The sequence below is a fragment of the Paramesorhizobium salinisoli genome, from assembly GCF_003335045.1.
Classification (GTDB): Bacteria; Pseudomonadota; Alphaproteobacteria; order Rhizobiales; family Rhizobiaceae; genus Paramesorhizobium; species Paramesorhizobium salinisoli.
Map to the genome: position 1 here is coordinate 214,513 of NZ_QOZG01000004.1, position 14,411 is coordinate 228,923.

Annotated in this window: 17 protein-coding genes; 6 read left to right on the forward strand and 11 right to left on the reverse strand. The window is 61.3% G+C overall.

Annotation, left to right across the window (positions count from 1 at the left end; translation table 11 throughout):
- Positions 1–55: 55 nt before the first annotated feature.
- From DUT91_RS10715 to DUT91_RS10720, 3 genes are all read right to left on the reverse strand, one after another.
- Positions 56–214: a DUF3309 family protein gene (locus tag DUT91_RS10715; RefSeq protein WP_114440391.1), complete on the reverse strand. Its 159-nt coding sequence runs from the start codon at positions 212–214 to the stop codon at positions 56–58.
- Between the two features lie 68 nt (positions 215–282).
- Entirely contained in the window at positions 283–441 is a 159-nt protein-coding gene (locus DUT91_RS25775) for a hypothetical protein (protein ID WP_160113636.1), read from the reverse strand.
- An 86-nt stretch (positions 442–527) separates the two neighbouring features.
- Positions 528–1,700, reverse strand: a complete 1,173-nt coding sequence (locus DUT91_RS10720; protein ID WP_114440681.1) for an AI-2E family transporter — start codon at positions 1,698–1,700, stop codon at positions 528–530.
- A 196-nt stretch (positions 1,701–1,896) separates the two neighbouring features.
- Between DUT91_RS10720 and DUT91_RS10725 the strand changes: the two genes are divergently transcribed.
- Positions 1,897–3,177 (forward strand): glycerate kinase type-2 family protein, encoded by a 1,281-nt coding sequence (locus DUT91_RS10725; RefSeq protein ID WP_114440392.1) that lies wholly within the window; start codon positions 1,897–1,899, stop codon positions 3,175–3,177.
- A 166-nt stretch (positions 3,178–3,343) separates the two neighbouring features.
- Here DUT91_RS10725 and purU read toward each other — a convergent pair whose 3' ends face one another.
- A complete protein-coding gene (purU, locus tag DUT91_RS10730; protein WP_114440393.1) occupies positions 3,344–4,198 on the reverse strand; it encodes a formyltetrahydrofolate deformylase in 855 nt (284 codons plus the stop codon).
- 260 nt (positions 4,199–4,458) lie between these two features.
- Between purU and exbB the strand changes: the two genes are divergently transcribed.
- The 3 genes from exbB to DUT91_RS10745 are packed head-to-tail and all read left to right on the forward strand — an operon-like array spanning position 4,459 to position 6,889.
- On the forward strand, positions 4,459–5,475 hold the full coding sequence (exbB, locus tag DUT91_RS10735; RefSeq protein ID WP_245419675.1) for a tonB-system energizer ExbB: 1,017 nt from the start codon (positions 4,459–4,461) through the stop codon (positions 5,473–5,475).
- 5 nt (positions 5,476–5,480) lie between these two features.
- Positions 5,481–5,954: a TonB system transport protein ExbD gene (gene exbD, locus DUT91_RS10740; protein ID WP_114440394.1), complete on the forward strand. Its 474-nt coding sequence runs from the start codon at positions 5,481–5,483 to the stop codon at positions 5,952–5,954.
- Positions 5,951–6,889, forward strand: a complete 939-nt coding sequence (locus tag DUT91_RS10745) for a TonB family protein (RefSeq protein WP_114440395.1) — start codon at positions 5,951–5,953, stop codon at positions 6,887–6,889. Before exbD ends, DUT91_RS10745 begins: the two co-directional genes overlap by 4 nt.
- Positions 6,890–6,980: 91 nt before the next feature.
- Here the strand turns inward: DUT91_RS10745 and DUT91_RS10750 are convergent, their stop codons facing one another.
- From DUT91_RS10750 to DUT91_RS10765, 4 genes are all read right to left on the reverse strand, one after another.
- Positions 6,981–8,924, reverse strand: coding sequence for a MacB family efflux pump subunit (locus DUT91_RS10750; protein ID WP_114440396.1), 1,944 nt, complete (start codon positions 8,922–8,924; stop codon positions 6,981–6,983).
- A 2-nt stretch (positions 8,925–8,926) separates the two neighbouring features.
- Positions 8,927–10,195, reverse strand: coding sequence for an efflux RND transporter periplasmic adaptor subunit (locus tag DUT91_RS10755; RefSeq protein WP_114440397.1), 1,269 nt, complete (start codon positions 10,193–10,195; stop codon positions 8,927–8,929).
- Positions 10,196–10,436: 241 nt separating this feature from the next.
- A complete protein-coding gene (gene dut, locus DUT91_RS10760) occupies positions 10,437–10,916 on the reverse strand; it encodes a dUTP diphosphatase (RefSeq protein ID WP_114440398.1) in 480 nt (159 codons plus the stop codon).
- Between the two features lie 53 nt (positions 10,917–10,969).
- A complete protein-coding gene (locus DUT91_RS10765) occupies positions 10,970–11,440 on the reverse strand; it encodes an Lrp/AsnC family transcriptional regulator (RefSeq protein ID WP_114440399.1) in 471 nt (156 codons plus the stop codon).
- A 119-nt stretch (positions 11,441–11,559) separates the two neighbouring features.
- Here DUT91_RS10765 and DUT91_RS10770 point away from each other — a divergent pair, with 119 nt between their 5' ends.
- Positions 11,560–11,787, forward strand: coding sequence for a DUF6356 family protein (locus DUT91_RS10770; protein WP_114440400.1), 228 nt, complete (start codon positions 11,560–11,562; stop codon positions 11,785–11,787).
- A gap of 89 nt (positions 11,788–11,876) precedes the next feature.
- Positions 11,877–12,287: a cupin domain-containing protein gene (locus DUT91_RS10775; protein ID WP_425373781.1), complete on the forward strand. Its 411-nt coding sequence runs from the start codon at positions 11,877–11,879 to the stop codon at positions 12,285–12,287.
- 24 nt (positions 12,288–12,311) lie between these two features.
- Here DUT91_RS10775 and mbfA read toward each other — a convergent pair whose 3' ends face one another.
- From mbfA to DUT91_RS10790, 3 genes are all read right to left on the reverse strand, one after another.
- Positions 12,312–13,295, reverse strand: a complete 984-nt coding sequence (mbfA, locus tag DUT91_RS10780; RefSeq protein ID WP_114440402.1) for an iron exporter MbfA — start codon at positions 13,293–13,295, stop codon at positions 12,312–12,314.
- A gap of 109 nt (positions 13,296–13,404) precedes the next feature.
- Positions 13,405–13,896, reverse strand: a complete 492-nt coding sequence (locus tag DUT91_RS10785; protein ID WP_114440403.1) for a GNAT family N-acetyltransferase — start codon at positions 13,894–13,896, stop codon at positions 13,405–13,407.
- Between the two features lie 4 nt (positions 13,897–13,900).
- The gene (locus DUT91_RS10790; protein ID WP_114440404.1) at positions 13,901–14,410 is read right to left on the reverse strand and encodes a GNAT family N-acetyltransferase; all 510 of its coding nucleotides are present in this window, start codon (positions 14,408–14,410) and stop codon (positions 13,901–13,903) included.
- Between the last annotated feature and the right edge of the window lies 1 nt (position 14,411).

The window sequence follows — 14,411 nt, forward strand, 5'->3', positions numbered from 1 at the left end:
AGTGAGCCTTGATTGCTCAAGGGGGCGATTTTTTCGCCGGTTCTATAGCGGGAACTCAGATCCTGCCGAGCAGCGCCAGAATGAGCAGGACGACAAGAATAAGCCCTACGATACCGCTCGGTCCGTAGCCCCAACCGCGTGCATATGGCCATGACGGAAAGACACCGATCAGCGCCAGGATCAAGATGATGAGCAGAATGGTTGTAAGTGACATTTACTTCTCCCGAATTGTACCGGAAGGCAAACGCTAAACTTTTGTTTTTGTTCCCCTGTCGGGCGAAATCAGACGAAGACGAAATAGGCCACGGCCGCGATTACGGCGATTCCCGCCAGCACATAACCGCCGCGCCAGGAGGGCACATCAATCCGCACGGGCTCATAAGGTCCGGCCATCGCCGTGCGCGCTGCGTGTTCGAGCGTCTGTATATCCTTATGCATCATGGCATGTCCTCCACATTTTCAATCGGACGCTGGGTCAGATGCCAGAACACCTGAGCGTGATTTGGGGTTCCAATGCAAATGAATTTTCATTGACGCTCCCGAGGCATTTCGGGGGGCGTGTCACGGCGTGGCGGCATGAATGGTTTTGCCGGCCGCTTGGCATAATGAGGCAGGATGTTGCGGATCACCGCATAGAGCACCAGCAGGAAAGGCACGGCAATGAAACCGCCGACCGGACCCCATATCCATAGCCAGAAGGCGAGCGCCAGAAAGACAGTGAAAGGGTTGAGCGTCATGGTGCGCCCGATGATGTGAGGCGTGACGAACTGTCCCTCCAAAAGCTCGATCAGGAGATATACGCCGACCGGTAAAAAGACGGCATACCCATCGAAGGTGGCCAGGCCGACGCCGAGGAGGATCGCCGTCATTAGTGCTGGACCTATATAGACGATATAGTTGAGGATCGCGGCCAGCCCGCCCCACAAAGCGGGGGAGGGAACGCCGGCCATCCACATGGCCAGCCCCACGGCAACGCCCATTCCGGCATTGATGACGGTGATCGAGAGCAGATAGCGCGAGACATCCGCTTCAACATCCCGAAAGACATGGGCGACGCGCCAGCGTATCCGCCGGCCGACGCACATCGACAGTATGGTGGTACTGATTTCGTTGCGCGTGGCGACGAAGAAATAGAGACTGGCCAGGAAGATCAGCACCTGCCCCAGGATCGCCGGCGCGAGAAAAGCGATGTTCTGCACGGTGCTTCCGTCTTCCACCTTCACCGACATGGCCGTAGCCGCGCCGGTGATATTGCGGATCTGGTCCTGTAGAGCGCCCAGCATTTCGAGCGGCTGCTTCAGCGCTATCAGTTGCTGGCGCAACTCTTGCCAGACCGTCGGGGCCTTTTCCGCCCATACGGAAAGCGGCACCGCGAACATGACGGCGCCGGTGGCAATCAGCGTGAAAAAGAGGACGACGACGAGGATCGCTGCCAGCTCCTTGGGAGCGCCATATCGCTCCAGACGGGTGGCGACGGGGCCGAACATCAGGCCGATGACGATGGCGAGCGCCACCGGCGCAAAAATATAGCGGCCGAGGTTGAGAGCGACCATCGCCGCAATGGTTGCCAAGAGCACGAGCGACAAACGCGCAGCGATAGAGAGAAGAGCGTCGATATCCAGTTTCGGCGGCAGCCGGGCAAATGCCGGGTTCGCTGGAACTGGTTTGGCTCGGGCCGGGTTTGGTGAAAATTGTGGCATCATCCCCTCATTGTGGCGCATATCAACGCGGGGGATAAACATTTGGTTCCTATGGACACTTTCGGTGCGGACGGGTGTTTGCCCAGCGCCCTGTGGACAAGGCGCTGCTTTCCATGCGACTAGGCAACGAGCCGGCCGGGGAGGGGCTGAACCCTTCACGTTGCCGGGCCGTCAAGTTCTGCCGTCGAGGTGCCCGATGATTGTCACCGACCCCAAAGCCTTTCTGGTTTCGCTCTTCAACGCAGCGGTCGCCGCCGCCGACCCCGAACATGTCATTGCCGCCAATCTGCCGCGAAGGCCGAAAGGCCGCACGATCGTCATCGGCGCGGGCAAGGGATCGGCGCAGATGGCGCGGGCTTTCGAGAGGGCATGGGAGAAAGCGGGCCACGGCCCGCTCGAAGGGGTGGTCGTGACGCGCTATGGTTTTGGCGCGGAGTGCCGCGACATCGAGATCATCGAGGCAGCGCATCCGGTGCCCGACGAGGCCGGGCTTATAGCCGCGAAACGGCTCGTTGCGGCGGTTTCAGGCCTGACCGCAGATGATCTGGTGGTGGCGCTGATTTCCGGCGGCGGTTCCGCGCTCCTGCCTTCGCCGCCGAACGGCATGACGCTCGAAGACGAGATCACCGTCAACAAGGCCCTGCTTGCCTCCGGCGCGCCGATCTCGGCGATGAACGCCGTGCGCAAGCATCTCTCCACCATCAAGGGCGGCAGGCTTGCCGCCGCCGCCCGTCCGGCAAAGGTCGTCTCGCTCGTCGTTTCCGATATTCCCGGCGATAATCCGGCTTTTGTCGCCTCCGGGCCGACAGTGCCGGATGCAATCTCGCGCAATGACGCACTGAAGGTGGTCGAGCGCTACCGGCTGCAATTGCCCGAGGCCGCTCTCAGGCATTTGCGAAGCAAGGCGGCGGATGCGCCGAAGCCGGATGATCCGTGCTTCTCCGGCCATGAGACGCGCGTGATCGCCTCCGCAGCCGTCTCGCTCGAAGCGGCTGCCGCCGAAGCGCGAAGCAGGGGTGTCGAAGCGGTCATCCTGTCCGATGCCGTCGAGGGCGAGGCGCGCGAGGTCGCCCATGTCCATGCGGCGCTTGCCAAGGAGGTGTTGACGAAAGACCGGCCATTCCGGAAACCGGTGGTGATCCTGTCCGGCGGCGAGACCACGGTGACGGTACGTGAGCCAGGCAAGGGCGGGCGCAACACGGAATTTCTCCTGTCCTTCGCACTCGACATCGATGGCACGCGGGGCATCACGGCGCTTGCGGCCGATACGGACGGGATCGACGGGTCAGAGGACAATGCCGGTGCTTTCGCTGACGGCACGACCGTCTCGCGGCTGCTCGCGGCGGGGAAGGACGGCGCGATGCTGTTGAACGGCAACGACGCCTGGTCCGCCTTCGACGCGATTGGCGATCTGTTCGTGCCGGGCCCGACAGGAACCAATGTCAACGATCTGCGCGCGATACTGGTGGAGGGATAGGCGGTCCGCTTTCGGGACTACGTCGCACTGACAGGAAGGTTTCCGGTTTTCTGTTGTGGATTCTCGGGTCTAGTCCGAGAATCCACGGGAGGAGCAGGAATGGCCCTGTCACTGGCCCCGGAGGCCGGAACGGGGTGGCGGCAGAACCAGACGCCACCGCCGTCTTTTACCCAAACACAACCGTCTTGTGGCCGTTGAGCATGACGCGGCTTTCGAGGTGCTGCTTGACGGCGCGGGCAAGCACGCGGGCTTCGATGTCGCGACCGGTAGCAACGAAATCATCCGCGCTCATCGCATGCGTCACCCGCTCCGTCTCCTGCTCGATGATCGGGCCCTCGTCGAGATCGGGCGTGACGTAATGCGCGGTGGCGCCGATCAGCTTGACGCCGCGCTCGAAGGCCTGGTGATAGGGTTTGGCACCCTTGAACGACGGCAGGAAGGAGTGGTGGATGTTGATCACCTTGCCGAAGAGCCGCTTCGACAGATTGTCGGACAGGACCTGCATGTAGCGGGCGAGGATGACAAGATCAGCGCCGGTGTCCTTAACGAGCGCGATCAGCTTTTCTTCCTGGGCGCCCTTGCTGTCCTTCGTCACGGGCCAGTAATGGTAGGTGATGCCTTCAAGTTCGGCGGTCCGGCGCGAATCCTCATGGTTGGAGACGATGGCCACGACTTCGGCATCGAGCCAGCCGACGCGGATCTGATAGATGAGATGCAGCAGGGCATGGTCGAATTTCGATACCATGATGATGATCTTCGGCCGCCTGGCCTGATCGACGATGGCCGTCTTCATGGCGAAGCGCTCGACCGCCGGCTTGATGGCGCGCTCGATGTCGTCCTTCGATATGCCGTCGGGCACGGTGAAGGCGATGCGCATGAAGAAGCGATTGGTCTGGCGGTCCCAGAACTGGTTGGATTCCGCGATATTCGCTCCGACGCCCGCAAGCTCCGTCGTCACCGCCGCGACTATCCCCGGCTGATCCTCGCAGGAAAGCGTCAGGATGTAAGAATGATCGGCCATATATCCTCCGGGCATGTTTAGGTCTGTTGGTTGCGGCCACAATAGGTTGGGTGCGGCGCAGGCATTGCCGCAAAAGCGAAGCGGAACGGTCATTTTCCGGCGTGAGGCCATTCACCAGCGGGGAAGACATCAGTCAAGGGTTTCGTCCTGTAAAAAAACCTCATCATGGGCTAAACATAAAACATGACTTGCATTATCATGTTATGCGCGGTTAAGGGTTTTCCCCAACAAGTCGCGGACAGCGCCCCTAGGGATTCCTGATGATGGGCGGCGACACCTGTCCGGCTTATGCTGAACGGTTGAAAGAGGGCATAGAAGTGGTCAAGGCGAAGTTCTTTGCGGTGGCATTCGGATGTCTCGCATTCATCGGTGTTCCGGCGTCCGGTTCCGCACAGGATGGACCGGCGGTTCCGCAGCCGGGAGCGACGGCCCCCGCCGCGCTAGCTCCTTCGCAACCCGCAGTCCAGCCGCCAGCGCCCCAGAGCGTTCAGCCTTCCCAACCAGAGCAGGGCCAGCCCACGACGGATGTCCATGAAAGCGTCGAGCTGCAACTGCCACACGATCTCTCGCCTTGGGGCATGTTCATGGCCGCCGATTGGGTGGTCAAGGCCGTCATGCTCGGTCTTGCCTTCGCATCGCTCGTCACCTGGACCGTCTGGCTTGCCAAATCGCTGGAACTGGCGGGCGCACGGGTCATGGCGAAGCGGGCCTTGAAGGAGATCGCCGAAGCGCGCAGCCTCAACGATGCGTTCCGCACACTGCACGCCCGCAAGGGAACGGGCGCGCTTCTGGTGCGCGCGGCGGAGGAGGAAGTGCGGCTTTCCGCGGGCGCGATCAAGGGTAGCGGCGAAGGGCTGAAAGAGCGCGTGGCATCGCGCCTTTCGCGCATCGAGGCTGCCGCCGGACGGCGTATGAGCAAAGGAACCGGCGTGCTGGCGACGATCGGCTCGACCGCTCCATTCGTCGGCCTCTTCGGAACCGTCTGGGGGATCATGAATTCGTTCATCGGCATTTCCGAATCCCAGACCACCAATCTCGCCGTCGTGGCGCCCGGTATTGCGGAGGCGCTGCTCGCCACGGCGATCGGGCTCGTCGCCGCCATTCCGGCGGTGGTGATCTACAATGTCTTTGCCCGTTCGATCACCGGATATCGCCAGCTTCTCGCCGATGCCTCGGCTGGGGTGGAGCGGCTGATTAGCCGTGATCTCGATTTCCGCGCGGCTGGAATCCATGCGATGCCGGCGGCGCATGACGCCAGGGCCTCGGCGGCGGAGTAAGGGCGATGGCGAGCAGGATACGCGAAGGCGCCGGCGACGAGCTGGAGGAAAACCACGAGATCAACGTGACGCCCTTTATCGACGTCATGCTGGTTCTCCTGATCATCTTCATGGTGGCGGCGCCGCTGGCGACCGTCGATATCAATGTCGACCTGCCGGCCTCATCGGCGACGGCGCAGCCGCGGCCGGACAAGCCGCTCTACGTCACGCTGAAGCAGGATCTGTCGCTCAATGTCGGCAATGATCCGGCGACGCGTGAGACGCTGGGGGCGACGCTCGACCGCCTGTCGCAGAGCAACAAGGACACCCGCGTCTTTCTGCGCGCCGACAAGGTCGTCGACTATGGCGAACTGATGAATGTGATGAATGCATTGCGCCAGGCGGGCTATCTGAAGATAGCTTTGGTGGGGCTCGAGACAGTGCCGAGTGCGGCAGCACCCGCCGCTGCGCCATCCCCGGGAGGCTCGCCCGCGCAATGAGCCGTTCCCCGCGTCCCGATCTGCCGAAAGACCATCCTCCGATCCAGGCGCATTCTTCCGACCTGCAGCGCACGCGCTGGCGGGACATTGCGCTGTGGGGCGGGGCGGGCGCCGTCATGCTGGTGGCGCATGCCGCCGGCGCTTATGCGATCCGCCATCTGCAGCCGTCCGTCCAGCCCGATGGTTCGCCGCCTCCCGCCATCATGATGGAGCTTGCGCCCGAGCCGATCGCGCCTGCGGTGGAAGAGGCCGCCCTGGTGCCCGAGGCGCAGCCTGAGGACGTGACGGAGGAAGCGGTCGAGACCGAACAGGCCGAGGTCATCGAGCCGGTCGAAGAAATTCAGCCGGAAACGGCGCCCGAAGAAATTGTCAGGGAAGAGCCAGCCGAAGAGGTGGAGAAGCCGGAGGAGCCGGTTCCCGATGTCGTCGAGGCGCCGAAGCCAGAGGTCGTTGTTCCAAAGCAAAAGCCGAAGGTGGTGGAGAAGCCAAAGCCGAAGCCGAAGCCGAAACAGGAGAAGCCTAAGGTCGTCGAGAAGGCTGAGCCGAAAAAGCTTCAGAAGCCCAAGCCGACAAAGCAAGCTGCCGCTCCGCAGGTGGATGCCAAAAACGGGCCGAAGGTCGCTGCAAGCCGCAACAGCGATACGGCGGGCTCACCCGGCGTGAATTCCAACAGGTGGCAGGCCAAGGTCCAGGCGCATCTGAACCGCCAGAAACGCTATCTGGAGCGCCGAATGCCGGGCGTAGCCGGCACGGTGCGGCTGACCTTCAGCATCGATGCTTCCGGCAACGTGCTCTCGGCGCGCGGATCCTCGGGGAATCCGGCGCTCGACCAACTGGCGGCCGAAATGGTGCAACGGGCATCTCCGGTTCCAGCGCCGCCGCCGGCAATCGCCAAGACGCGGATGTCGCTGACGATTCCCATTCGTTTCAAATAGAGATGTAAGCCGGTCCGAGGACGGTCATCTTCTCCGGACAGGCTCCTCCCCTCAGTCTCATAGGGGTCAATAGGAGGCATCGCAGGAAACTCTACTCCGAAGAAAGCGCCACTGCTGGCTGGAGCCTTGAAGCCTTGCGGGCGGGCAGGAAGCCAAAAATCAGGCCTGTCGCGAAGGCGCAGGCGAAGGCGAGCGCCACCGGTCCGATGCTGAATTCGATCGGCGCGCCGAGATAGCGTGCAAGGACGCCTATTCCCAGTCCCAGCGCCACCCCGAGCGCGCCGCCGATGGCTGAGACGACAAGCGCTTCGGTGATGAACTGGATGAGGATGTCGCGCCTGCGGGCGCCGGTCGCCATTCTGACGCCGATCTCGCGGGTACGCTCGGTGACGCTGACCAGCATGATGTTCATGACGCCTATGCCGCCGACGAGAAGCGAGATCGCCGCCACCGAGCCGAGGAAGAGCGTCATCGTATTCGACGTTTCGGTCACCGCTTCCCTGATCGAGGACATATTGGTGATCATCGTGTCGTCGGCCTTGTGGCGTGTGTTGAGCAGAGACTGGATCTGGTCCTGCGTCGCGTCGATCATGTCGCCATTCTTGACCTGCACGGTGATGGTGCGTACGTATTTTTGCCCGAAGAGCCTGAGATTGGCGGTGGAAAGCGGCATGATGATCACGTCATCCTGATCGTTGCCTCCGGCGCCGGCGCCTTTTGATTCCATCACGCCGATGATCTGGAACGGGATTTTCTGCACCAGAACATATTTGCCGATCGGATCTGTGCCATCGGGGAAGAGCGTCTTGGCCACGGTGGTCCCCAGAACGGCCACAGGCGCATAGGTGCTGACGTCGTTCTGGTTGATGAAGTCTCCACGCGCCACCTGCCAGGATTTTGCCGTGGTGAAGGTCGGAACGGTGCCGTCGGCCTGCGACTGGTAATCGACATTGCCGTAGCGCAGTGTCACCGTCCCCGTAACCTCGGGTACGGCGGTTGCGACATTCGGCAACTCCAGAATGGCGTCTGCGTCCTCCGGCCTGAGCGTGACGATGTTGCCGGTTCCGCGGAAATTCGCCATGCTCGGACGGATCAACAGCAGGTCAGATCCCATGGCGTTGATGCGATCGAGGATCGATTTTTGCGCGCCTGTGCCTATGGCCAGCATGGCGACGACGGAACTGACGCCGATGATGATGCCGAGCAGCGTCAGGATGGTGCGGAAGAGATTGGCGCGCAAGGCCCGGAAGGCCATCTTCACGGCTTCGGAGAAATCGGCGATGGCCGCGACCCCGCTGCTGCCCGAGATCTGCTTCAGCTTTTCCGGTGCTGCCCGATCCGGAACCCGGCGTTTGGTGCGGTCGGAAAGAATGTGTCCGTCGCGGATTTCGATCAGGCGATCGGCGCGTTCTGCCACTTCGCGCGCGTGGGTGATGACGATGATGGTGTGACCCTGCTCATGCATCGAGCGCAGAAGCGCCATCACCTCCTCGCCGCTCTGGCTATCGAGCGCGCCGGTGGGTTCGTCGGCGAGGATGATGCGACCGCCGTTCATCAGCGCGCGGGCGATGGAGACGCGCTGCTGCTGACCGCCGGAAAGCTGGCTCGGGCGGTGGTCGAGCCGGTCGCCGAGCCTAAGCGTCGTCAGGAGTTCGGCGGCGCGGGCCCGGCGCTCAGCAGCGGGCGTTCCCGCATAGATGGCCGGGACCTCGACATTCTCCTGCGCGGACGAGGTGGCGATCAGATTATAGCTCTGGAAGACGAAGCCGAAGGTGCGGCGGCGCAAGGCCGCGAGCTCGTCGGCATCGAGGTCCGATATATCCTCGCCATCGAGCAGATAGCGGCCGCCGGTGGCGCTGTCGAGGCAGCCCAGGATGTTCATCAGCGTCGATTTGCCGGAGCCGGACGCGCCCATGATGGCGACAAACTCGCCCGCCTCGATATCGAGCGAGAGGCCATGCAGCACTTCGACGGCAAGATCACCGTTGAAATAGGTCTTGTGGACGTTCTCCAGCCGGATGAGCGGTGTGGTCATGCTCAGAACATCCGTGGCATACGCATGCGGCGCGAATTGCCGCCCTGCTGTCTTTCCGTTCCGCTTGTGCCCGACGTCACGACGACGCGGTCGTCCTCCTTGAGGCCGCTCTTGACCTCCGCCTGGACGCGATTGCGGATACCGAGTTCGACCACGCGATCCTCAGTGCCACCGGATGCATTGACGACCTTTACAATCGTCTGCCGCTTGCCATCAGGACCACGCGTGGTGTTGAGGGCGGCCGTCGGCACCAGCAGGACATCCTTTGCCGAGCCCAGAAGGAAATAGACCTGCGCGCTCATGTTGATCATCAGGTCGCCATCGGGATTGGGCACATCGAAAAGTGCATAGTAAAGCACGACATTGTTGGTGGTGTCGGGCGTCGGCTTGATCTGGCGCAACGTGCCGGTGAAGCGCTTGCCCGGCTGGCCGAGCAGGGTGAAATAGGCCGGCATGCCGATCTTCAGCTTGCCGACATCGGCTTCCGAGACCTGCGCCTCCACTGTCATCGTCGAGAGATCGGCGACGGTGACGATAGTCGGCGTCGTCTGGTTGGCATTGAGCGTTTCGCCTTCCTTCGCCGCCTGGTCGACGACCGTCCCGGCCATCGGCGTATAGATATTGGTATAGCCGAGATCCACCTTGTCGCCGGAGAGCTGCGCTTCCTGCATCCTGATCTGTGCCTGCAGCGCCTTCACGTCGGCCTGAGCGGCAGCGAGATCGGCGTCGGCCTGATCGACGGTCGCCTGCGAAACGCCGCGCGTCGCCAGAAGCTTGCGCTGGCGGTCCGCATTGCCCTGCTTGAGAATGAGCTGGGCCTCCTTGCTGACGAGCTGCGCCTTGAGATTGTCGACCTGGGCGCTGCTGATCTCCACCTTCGTCTGGATGGAGGAGGGATCGATCTCGGCGATGAGCTGGTTCTCCTTCACCTTGTCGCCGATCTCTACCAGAACGGATCTGAGCTGGCCGGAAACCTGCGCGCCGACATTGACATCCTTGATGGCGCTGAGCGTGCCGACGGCGGTGATGGCGTTTTCGATATCGCCGCGGGTCACCGGCTCAGTGAGATAGTTTGTGGTCTGCTCCCCCTGCAGGCCCGGGAACAGCGCCACGCCGGCGGCAATCGCCAGCGCGGCTGCAACGGCGAGCCAAGGCCAGATACGTCTGCGCGCCCGACGACGTGGCGGGTTGGCCGAGCCCGGAAACACGGTGATCTCAGGCGCCTGCGCGGCGCCTTTGCCGTTTTTCGGCTGGGGGACGGTCTGGGGCATCTGTGTCGTCTACCATTCAAAGTAAGATGAAGAATATGATCCGTGTGGCACATAGTAGACGGCGCACCCTACGGAATAATAATTACAAATTTTTTAGGCACTGATGGCGCAGAGCACATCCTTCGAGGGAGCGCAACTCAACCTTGACCCGAGCCCCCTCGCGAGGGGCGAGAATCGTCCGCCAACCGCCGGTGCGGTCCAGAAAACGAAACCCCTCTCATGCTATCGGAAGCGGCCCTGATCAGGCCGTTCCGGTCGAGCCGAAACCACCGGCGCCGCGAGCCGTGTCGCCGACGCTTTCGCGTTCCTCGATGATCGCCTGCGCCACCGGCGCGATGACGGCCTGTGCGATGCGCATGCCGCGTTCGACGCGAAAATCATCATTGCCGAGATTGACAAGGAGCACCTTTATCTCGCCGCGATAATCGGAGTCGATGGTGCCGGGGGTGTTGAGGCAGGTGATGCCGTGCTTGAAGGCCAGACCGGAACGCGGCCTGATCTGTGCCTCGTAGCCGGCGGGCAGTTCGAAGATCAACCCTGTGGGTATCAGCGCGCGGCGGCCGGGAAGAAGCACGATCTGGCGATCTTCCGGAACCGCTGCCCGCAGGTCCAGTCCCGCCGAGCCGGTGGTTTCATAGGAAGGAAGGTCGAGGCCTTGCCCATGCTGAAGACGCACGATGCCAAGGCGCGGAACGGAATCGGAATTTGATATGGTGGACATGAGGGGGACTTTTTCACCAGCGGTTCGAAATCGTCAACCGCAATAAACGACACTCACCGGATTTCCAAGGGTACAACCGTCGTTTCCTTGATCTCCTCCATGACGAAGGAGGCGGAGACATCGGAAAGCGGCACCTTGGCGATCAGGCGCTGATAGAGCCGGTCGTAGCCCTTCACGTCGGCCACGCGGGCTCGCAACACATAATCGAGATCGCCGGTCATGCGGTAGACGCCGACCACTTCCGGCAGCGACGAGACTGCCTCGCGAAACTGCTTCAGCCAGTCCGGATCGTGGTTCGACGTTCTGATCAGGATGAAGACGGATAGGCCGAGGCCGACGCGGTCGGCATCGACCAGCGCCACGCGGCCGGTGATGACGCCTTCCTCCTCCAGCCGCTTCATGCGACGCCAGCAGGCGTTGCGGGACAGGTTTACCCGCTCCGAAAGCGCGTCCACAGACAGGGTTCCGTCGCGTTGCAGTTCGGCGAGGATTCTGCGGTCGAGTTCATCGATTTCTACAGTCATGCTGGGATGATTGTCCCAATAATTCCTGATTTGCAAGGACAGATTGGGACATATGGCCCGTATACCTTTGCTAAAGTTCAAAAAATCGAGGTTTCAGAGGGATCAAAGGGAAAACCATCATGACCACCCGCATCAGCCGTCTTTTCACCCAGCACCCGGCATCCGTGGACGAAAGCTATTTCGAGCACATGGCCTTTGCGGCGGGTTTTTCGGTCAAGCTCTTTGCCGCTGCCTTCGCAGCAATGATCCATGCGTTCCTGCCGTTCCTGTTCGAAAAGACGGCAAGTGGAATCATCCGCAGGCTTTACGAGCGGACGCACAATCGGGGAACGGCAAACGCCAACTAAACAACCAGAGCTAGAAAAAGACGATTTGGACTACTATTTGTTTGAGCGTGATGCATTGGGCAGGAGTTGTTCCCATGAAGAGATCCATTTTGGCTTTCGCGCTCATTCCCCTGGCATATTCGGTTCAGGCCAAGGAGATGAAGCAACACAAGGACGTGACGGTAACGCCCGTTCTAAAATCCGACCAAACGATAACGGGGCAGCCGATCAATTTGCCGAAGGGGGACGTGCAAGTCAGTGTCTCCAAATATGAGATTGCACCGGGAGCGACATTGCCGGTGCATAAGCATCTCTACCCGCGTTATGCTTATGTTCTGGAAGGTACGCTGCGGGTTTCCAATGAGGATACGGGAAAAAACCAGGTCTTCAAGGCAGGTGATTTCATCATAGAATCCATCAATCAATGGCACAAAGGAGCCAATATCGGCTCCGATCCCGTCAAATTGCTGGTTATTGACCAGGTCAAAAAGGGCGAGAGCAACGTTATCTTGCAGAAATGACGGGCTCTCGCGTAACTAACCGCTTCAGGCATTGCCGATAAGAACGCCGGCTGCGAAAACCAGTGCGCCGCCCAGCACCACCTGGAAGGCGGCGCGCAGGAAGGGCGTTTCCATGAAGCGGTTCTGGATATAGGCGATGGCCCAAAGCTCGACGAAGACGACCGCAATGGCGATGCTCGTGGCCGTCCAGAAATCCGGGATCAGATAGGGGAGGGCGTGACCGAGGCCGCCGAGCATGGTCATCGTGCCATTGGCGATGCCGCGTTTGATCGGAGAGCCGCGTCCTGAAAGTTTGCCGTCGTCATGCGCTGCTTCGGTGAAGCCCATGGAGATACCTGCGCCGACGGAGGCGGAAAGCCCGACGAGGAAGGTCTGCCACGTATCCTGCGTGGCGAAGGCGGCGGCAAAGATGGGCGCAAGGGTGGATACCGAACCGTCCATCAGCCCGGCAAGACCGGGCTGGATATAGGTCAGGATTCTTTGCCGGCGTTCGGTTTCCCGTTCCTCTTCCCTGACGTCGGTCGGAGCGAATTTCAGCCCGAGGCGGTGGGCGAGCGATTCATGCTGCTTTTCTTCCATGGCGAGATCGCCGAGCAGTTTGCGGGTCGACGCGTCGCTGACCCGTTTGGAGGCCTCGATATAGAAGCGGTAGGCCTGATCCTCCATCGCTTCGGCCGTCTCTCTCACCTTGTCGATGCCGAGCGGTCGCACGAGCCAGTCAGGCTTGCGTTCGTAGTAGAAGCTGACGTGCTCGCGGCGGATCAGCGGTATGCGCTCGCCGAACCGCTTGCGGTGCATCTCGATCAGCCGTTCGCGATGGGTGTTTTCCTCGGCCGCCATCTCCTCGAAGATCTGCGCCGTCTGGGGAAACTCATCCTTCAGTCCGTCGGCATAGGCGAGGTAGATGCGGCCATCATCCTCCTCGGATGAGATGGCGAGCGCCAGGATCTCCTGTTCGGAAAGCGTATCGAACGGGCGGCGCCCCATGCGGAAAAAGCGGCTGAACATGATGCGAGACCTTAGTTTAGAATAATTCTAAACTAAGTCCGCCATCCTAAAAAGTCAATGTGCGAAGAAGTAAGCCTAGCCATGCAGAAGTGGCATGGCTGTTCGGGTATCACAGAATCCGCTGCATGAGGACGAGATCGAGCCAGCGGTTGAATTTGCGGCCGACCTCGGCCATACGCCCGGTTTCCTTGAAGCCAAGAGCGGCGTGAAGCCCAATGGAAGCGGCGTTGCCCGCCTCGATTCCGGCGATCAGCACATGCACGCCGCGCCGCTTTGCTTCGTCGATCAATTCAGTCAGGAGAAGGCGACCCACGCCGCCGCCGCGCGCGGCTTCATCGACATAGAGCGAGAGTTCGGCGGTGTGACGATAACCGTCGAAGGCGCGGAATGCTCCGTAGCTGGCATAGCCGATCGTCCTGCCGTCATGCTCGGCGATAAGAACAGGGAAACCGGCTTCAGTCCGCGCCTTCAGCCATGCGCGCCGATCTTCGAGATCGACCAGCCTTTCGTTCCAGATGGCGGTCGTGTTCTCCACCGCGTCGTTATAGATGGCGAGAATGGCCGGCAGATCGGCTTCGGTCGCATGGCGTATGAGGGGCATGTCTCTAGATATCCCTATAGAAGAAGGTGGTGGCGCAATAGCTGCCGTCCGGGAACAAGGCATAGTTCGGGATGATCCCGGCTTTCTGCCAGCCAAGATGAGCATAGATCGCCTCGGCCGGGCTACCGGTTGCCGTGTCGAGGCAAAGCAGGGTTTTGCCACGTTTGCGCGCCTCCGTTTCGGCGTTTTGCATCAATTGCCGGGCAAGACCGAGGCCGCGCGCATTGCGATGGACGAGCAGTTTCTTCAGATCGGCGCGGTGCGGCTGATTGGGCATCTGCGCCATGCCGAGTTGCACTGTGCCGACGATTTGGCCCTGGTGCTCGGCTGCGAGCAGTACCGTGTTGCCGGCTTCGACTTCGGATGCGACACGCGACCAGTAGGGCAGGGCATCGCCCGACGAGAAAGGCTCCATAAAGCCGACGGAAGCGCCGCCATTGACGCAGTCAGTCAGGATTTCAGCAAGGGCGGGGAGGGTAGAGCGGGCAGCATCCGCATCGAGCACTTTGATCATG

Bases quoted from the DNA above. Each gene is read 5' to 3' on its own strand.
- exbD (WP_114440394.1), top strand. From the start codon at position 5,481: ATGGCGAGCAGGATACGCGAAGGCGCCGGCGACGAGCTGGAGGAAAAC.
- DUT91_RS10790 (WP_114440404.1), bottom strand. From the start codon at position 14,410: ATGATCAAAGTGCTCGATGCGGATGCTGCCCGCTCTACCCTCCCCGCC.
- DUT91_RS10770 (WP_114440400.1), top strand. From the start codon at position 11,560: ATGACCACCCGCATCAGCCGTCTTTTCACCCAGCACCCGGCATCCGTG.
- purU (WP_114440393.1), bottom strand. From the start codon at position 4,198: ATGGCCGATCATTCTTACATCCTGACGCTTTCCTGCGAGGATCAGCCG.
- exbB (WP_245419675.1), top strand. From the start codon at position 4,459: ATGATGGGCGGCGACACCTGTCCGGCTTATGCTGAACGGTTGAAAGAG.
- DUT91_RS10720 (WP_114440681.1), bottom strand. From the start codon at position 1,700: ATGCCACAATTTTCACCAAACCCGGCCCGAGCCAAACCAGTTCCAGCG.
- DUT91_RS10745 (WP_114440395.1), top strand. From the start codon at position 5,951: ATGAGCCGTTCCCCGCGTCCCGATCTGCCGAAAGACCATCCTCCGATC.
- dut (WP_114440398.1), bottom strand. From the start codon at position 10,916: ATGTCCACCATATCAAATTCCGATTCCGTTCCGCGCCTTGGCATCGTG.
- DUT91_RS10765 (WP_114440399.1), bottom strand. From the start codon at position 11,440: ATGACTGTAGAAATCGATGAACTCGACCGCAGAATCCTCGCCGAACTG.
- DUT91_RS10755 (WP_114440397.1), bottom strand. From the start codon at position 10,195: ATGCCCCAGACCGTCCCCCAGCCGAAAAACGGCAAAGGCGCCGCGCAG.
- DUT91_RS10715 (WP_114440391.1), bottom strand. From the start codon at position 214: ATGTCACTTACAACCATTCTGCTCATCATCTTGATCCTGGCGCTGATC.
- DUT91_RS10785 (WP_114440403.1), bottom strand. From the start codon at position 13,896: ATGCCCCTCATACGCCATGCGACCGAAGCCGATCTGCCGGCCATTCTC.
- DUT91_RS10750 (WP_114440396.1), bottom strand. From the start codon at position 8,924: ATGACCACACCGCTCATCCGGCTGGAGAACGTCCACAAGACCTATTTC.
- DUT91_RS25775 (WP_160113636.1), bottom strand. From the start codon at position 441: ATGATGCATAAGGATATACAGACGCTCGAACACGCAGCGCGCACGGCG.
- mbfA (WP_114440402.1), bottom strand. From the start codon at position 13,295: ATGTTCAGCCGCTTTTTCCGCATGGGGCGCCGCCCGTTCGATACGCTT.
- DUT91_RS10725 (WP_114440392.1), top strand. From the start codon at position 1,897: ATGATTGTCACCGACCCCAAAGCCTTTCTGGTTTCGCTCTTCAACGCA.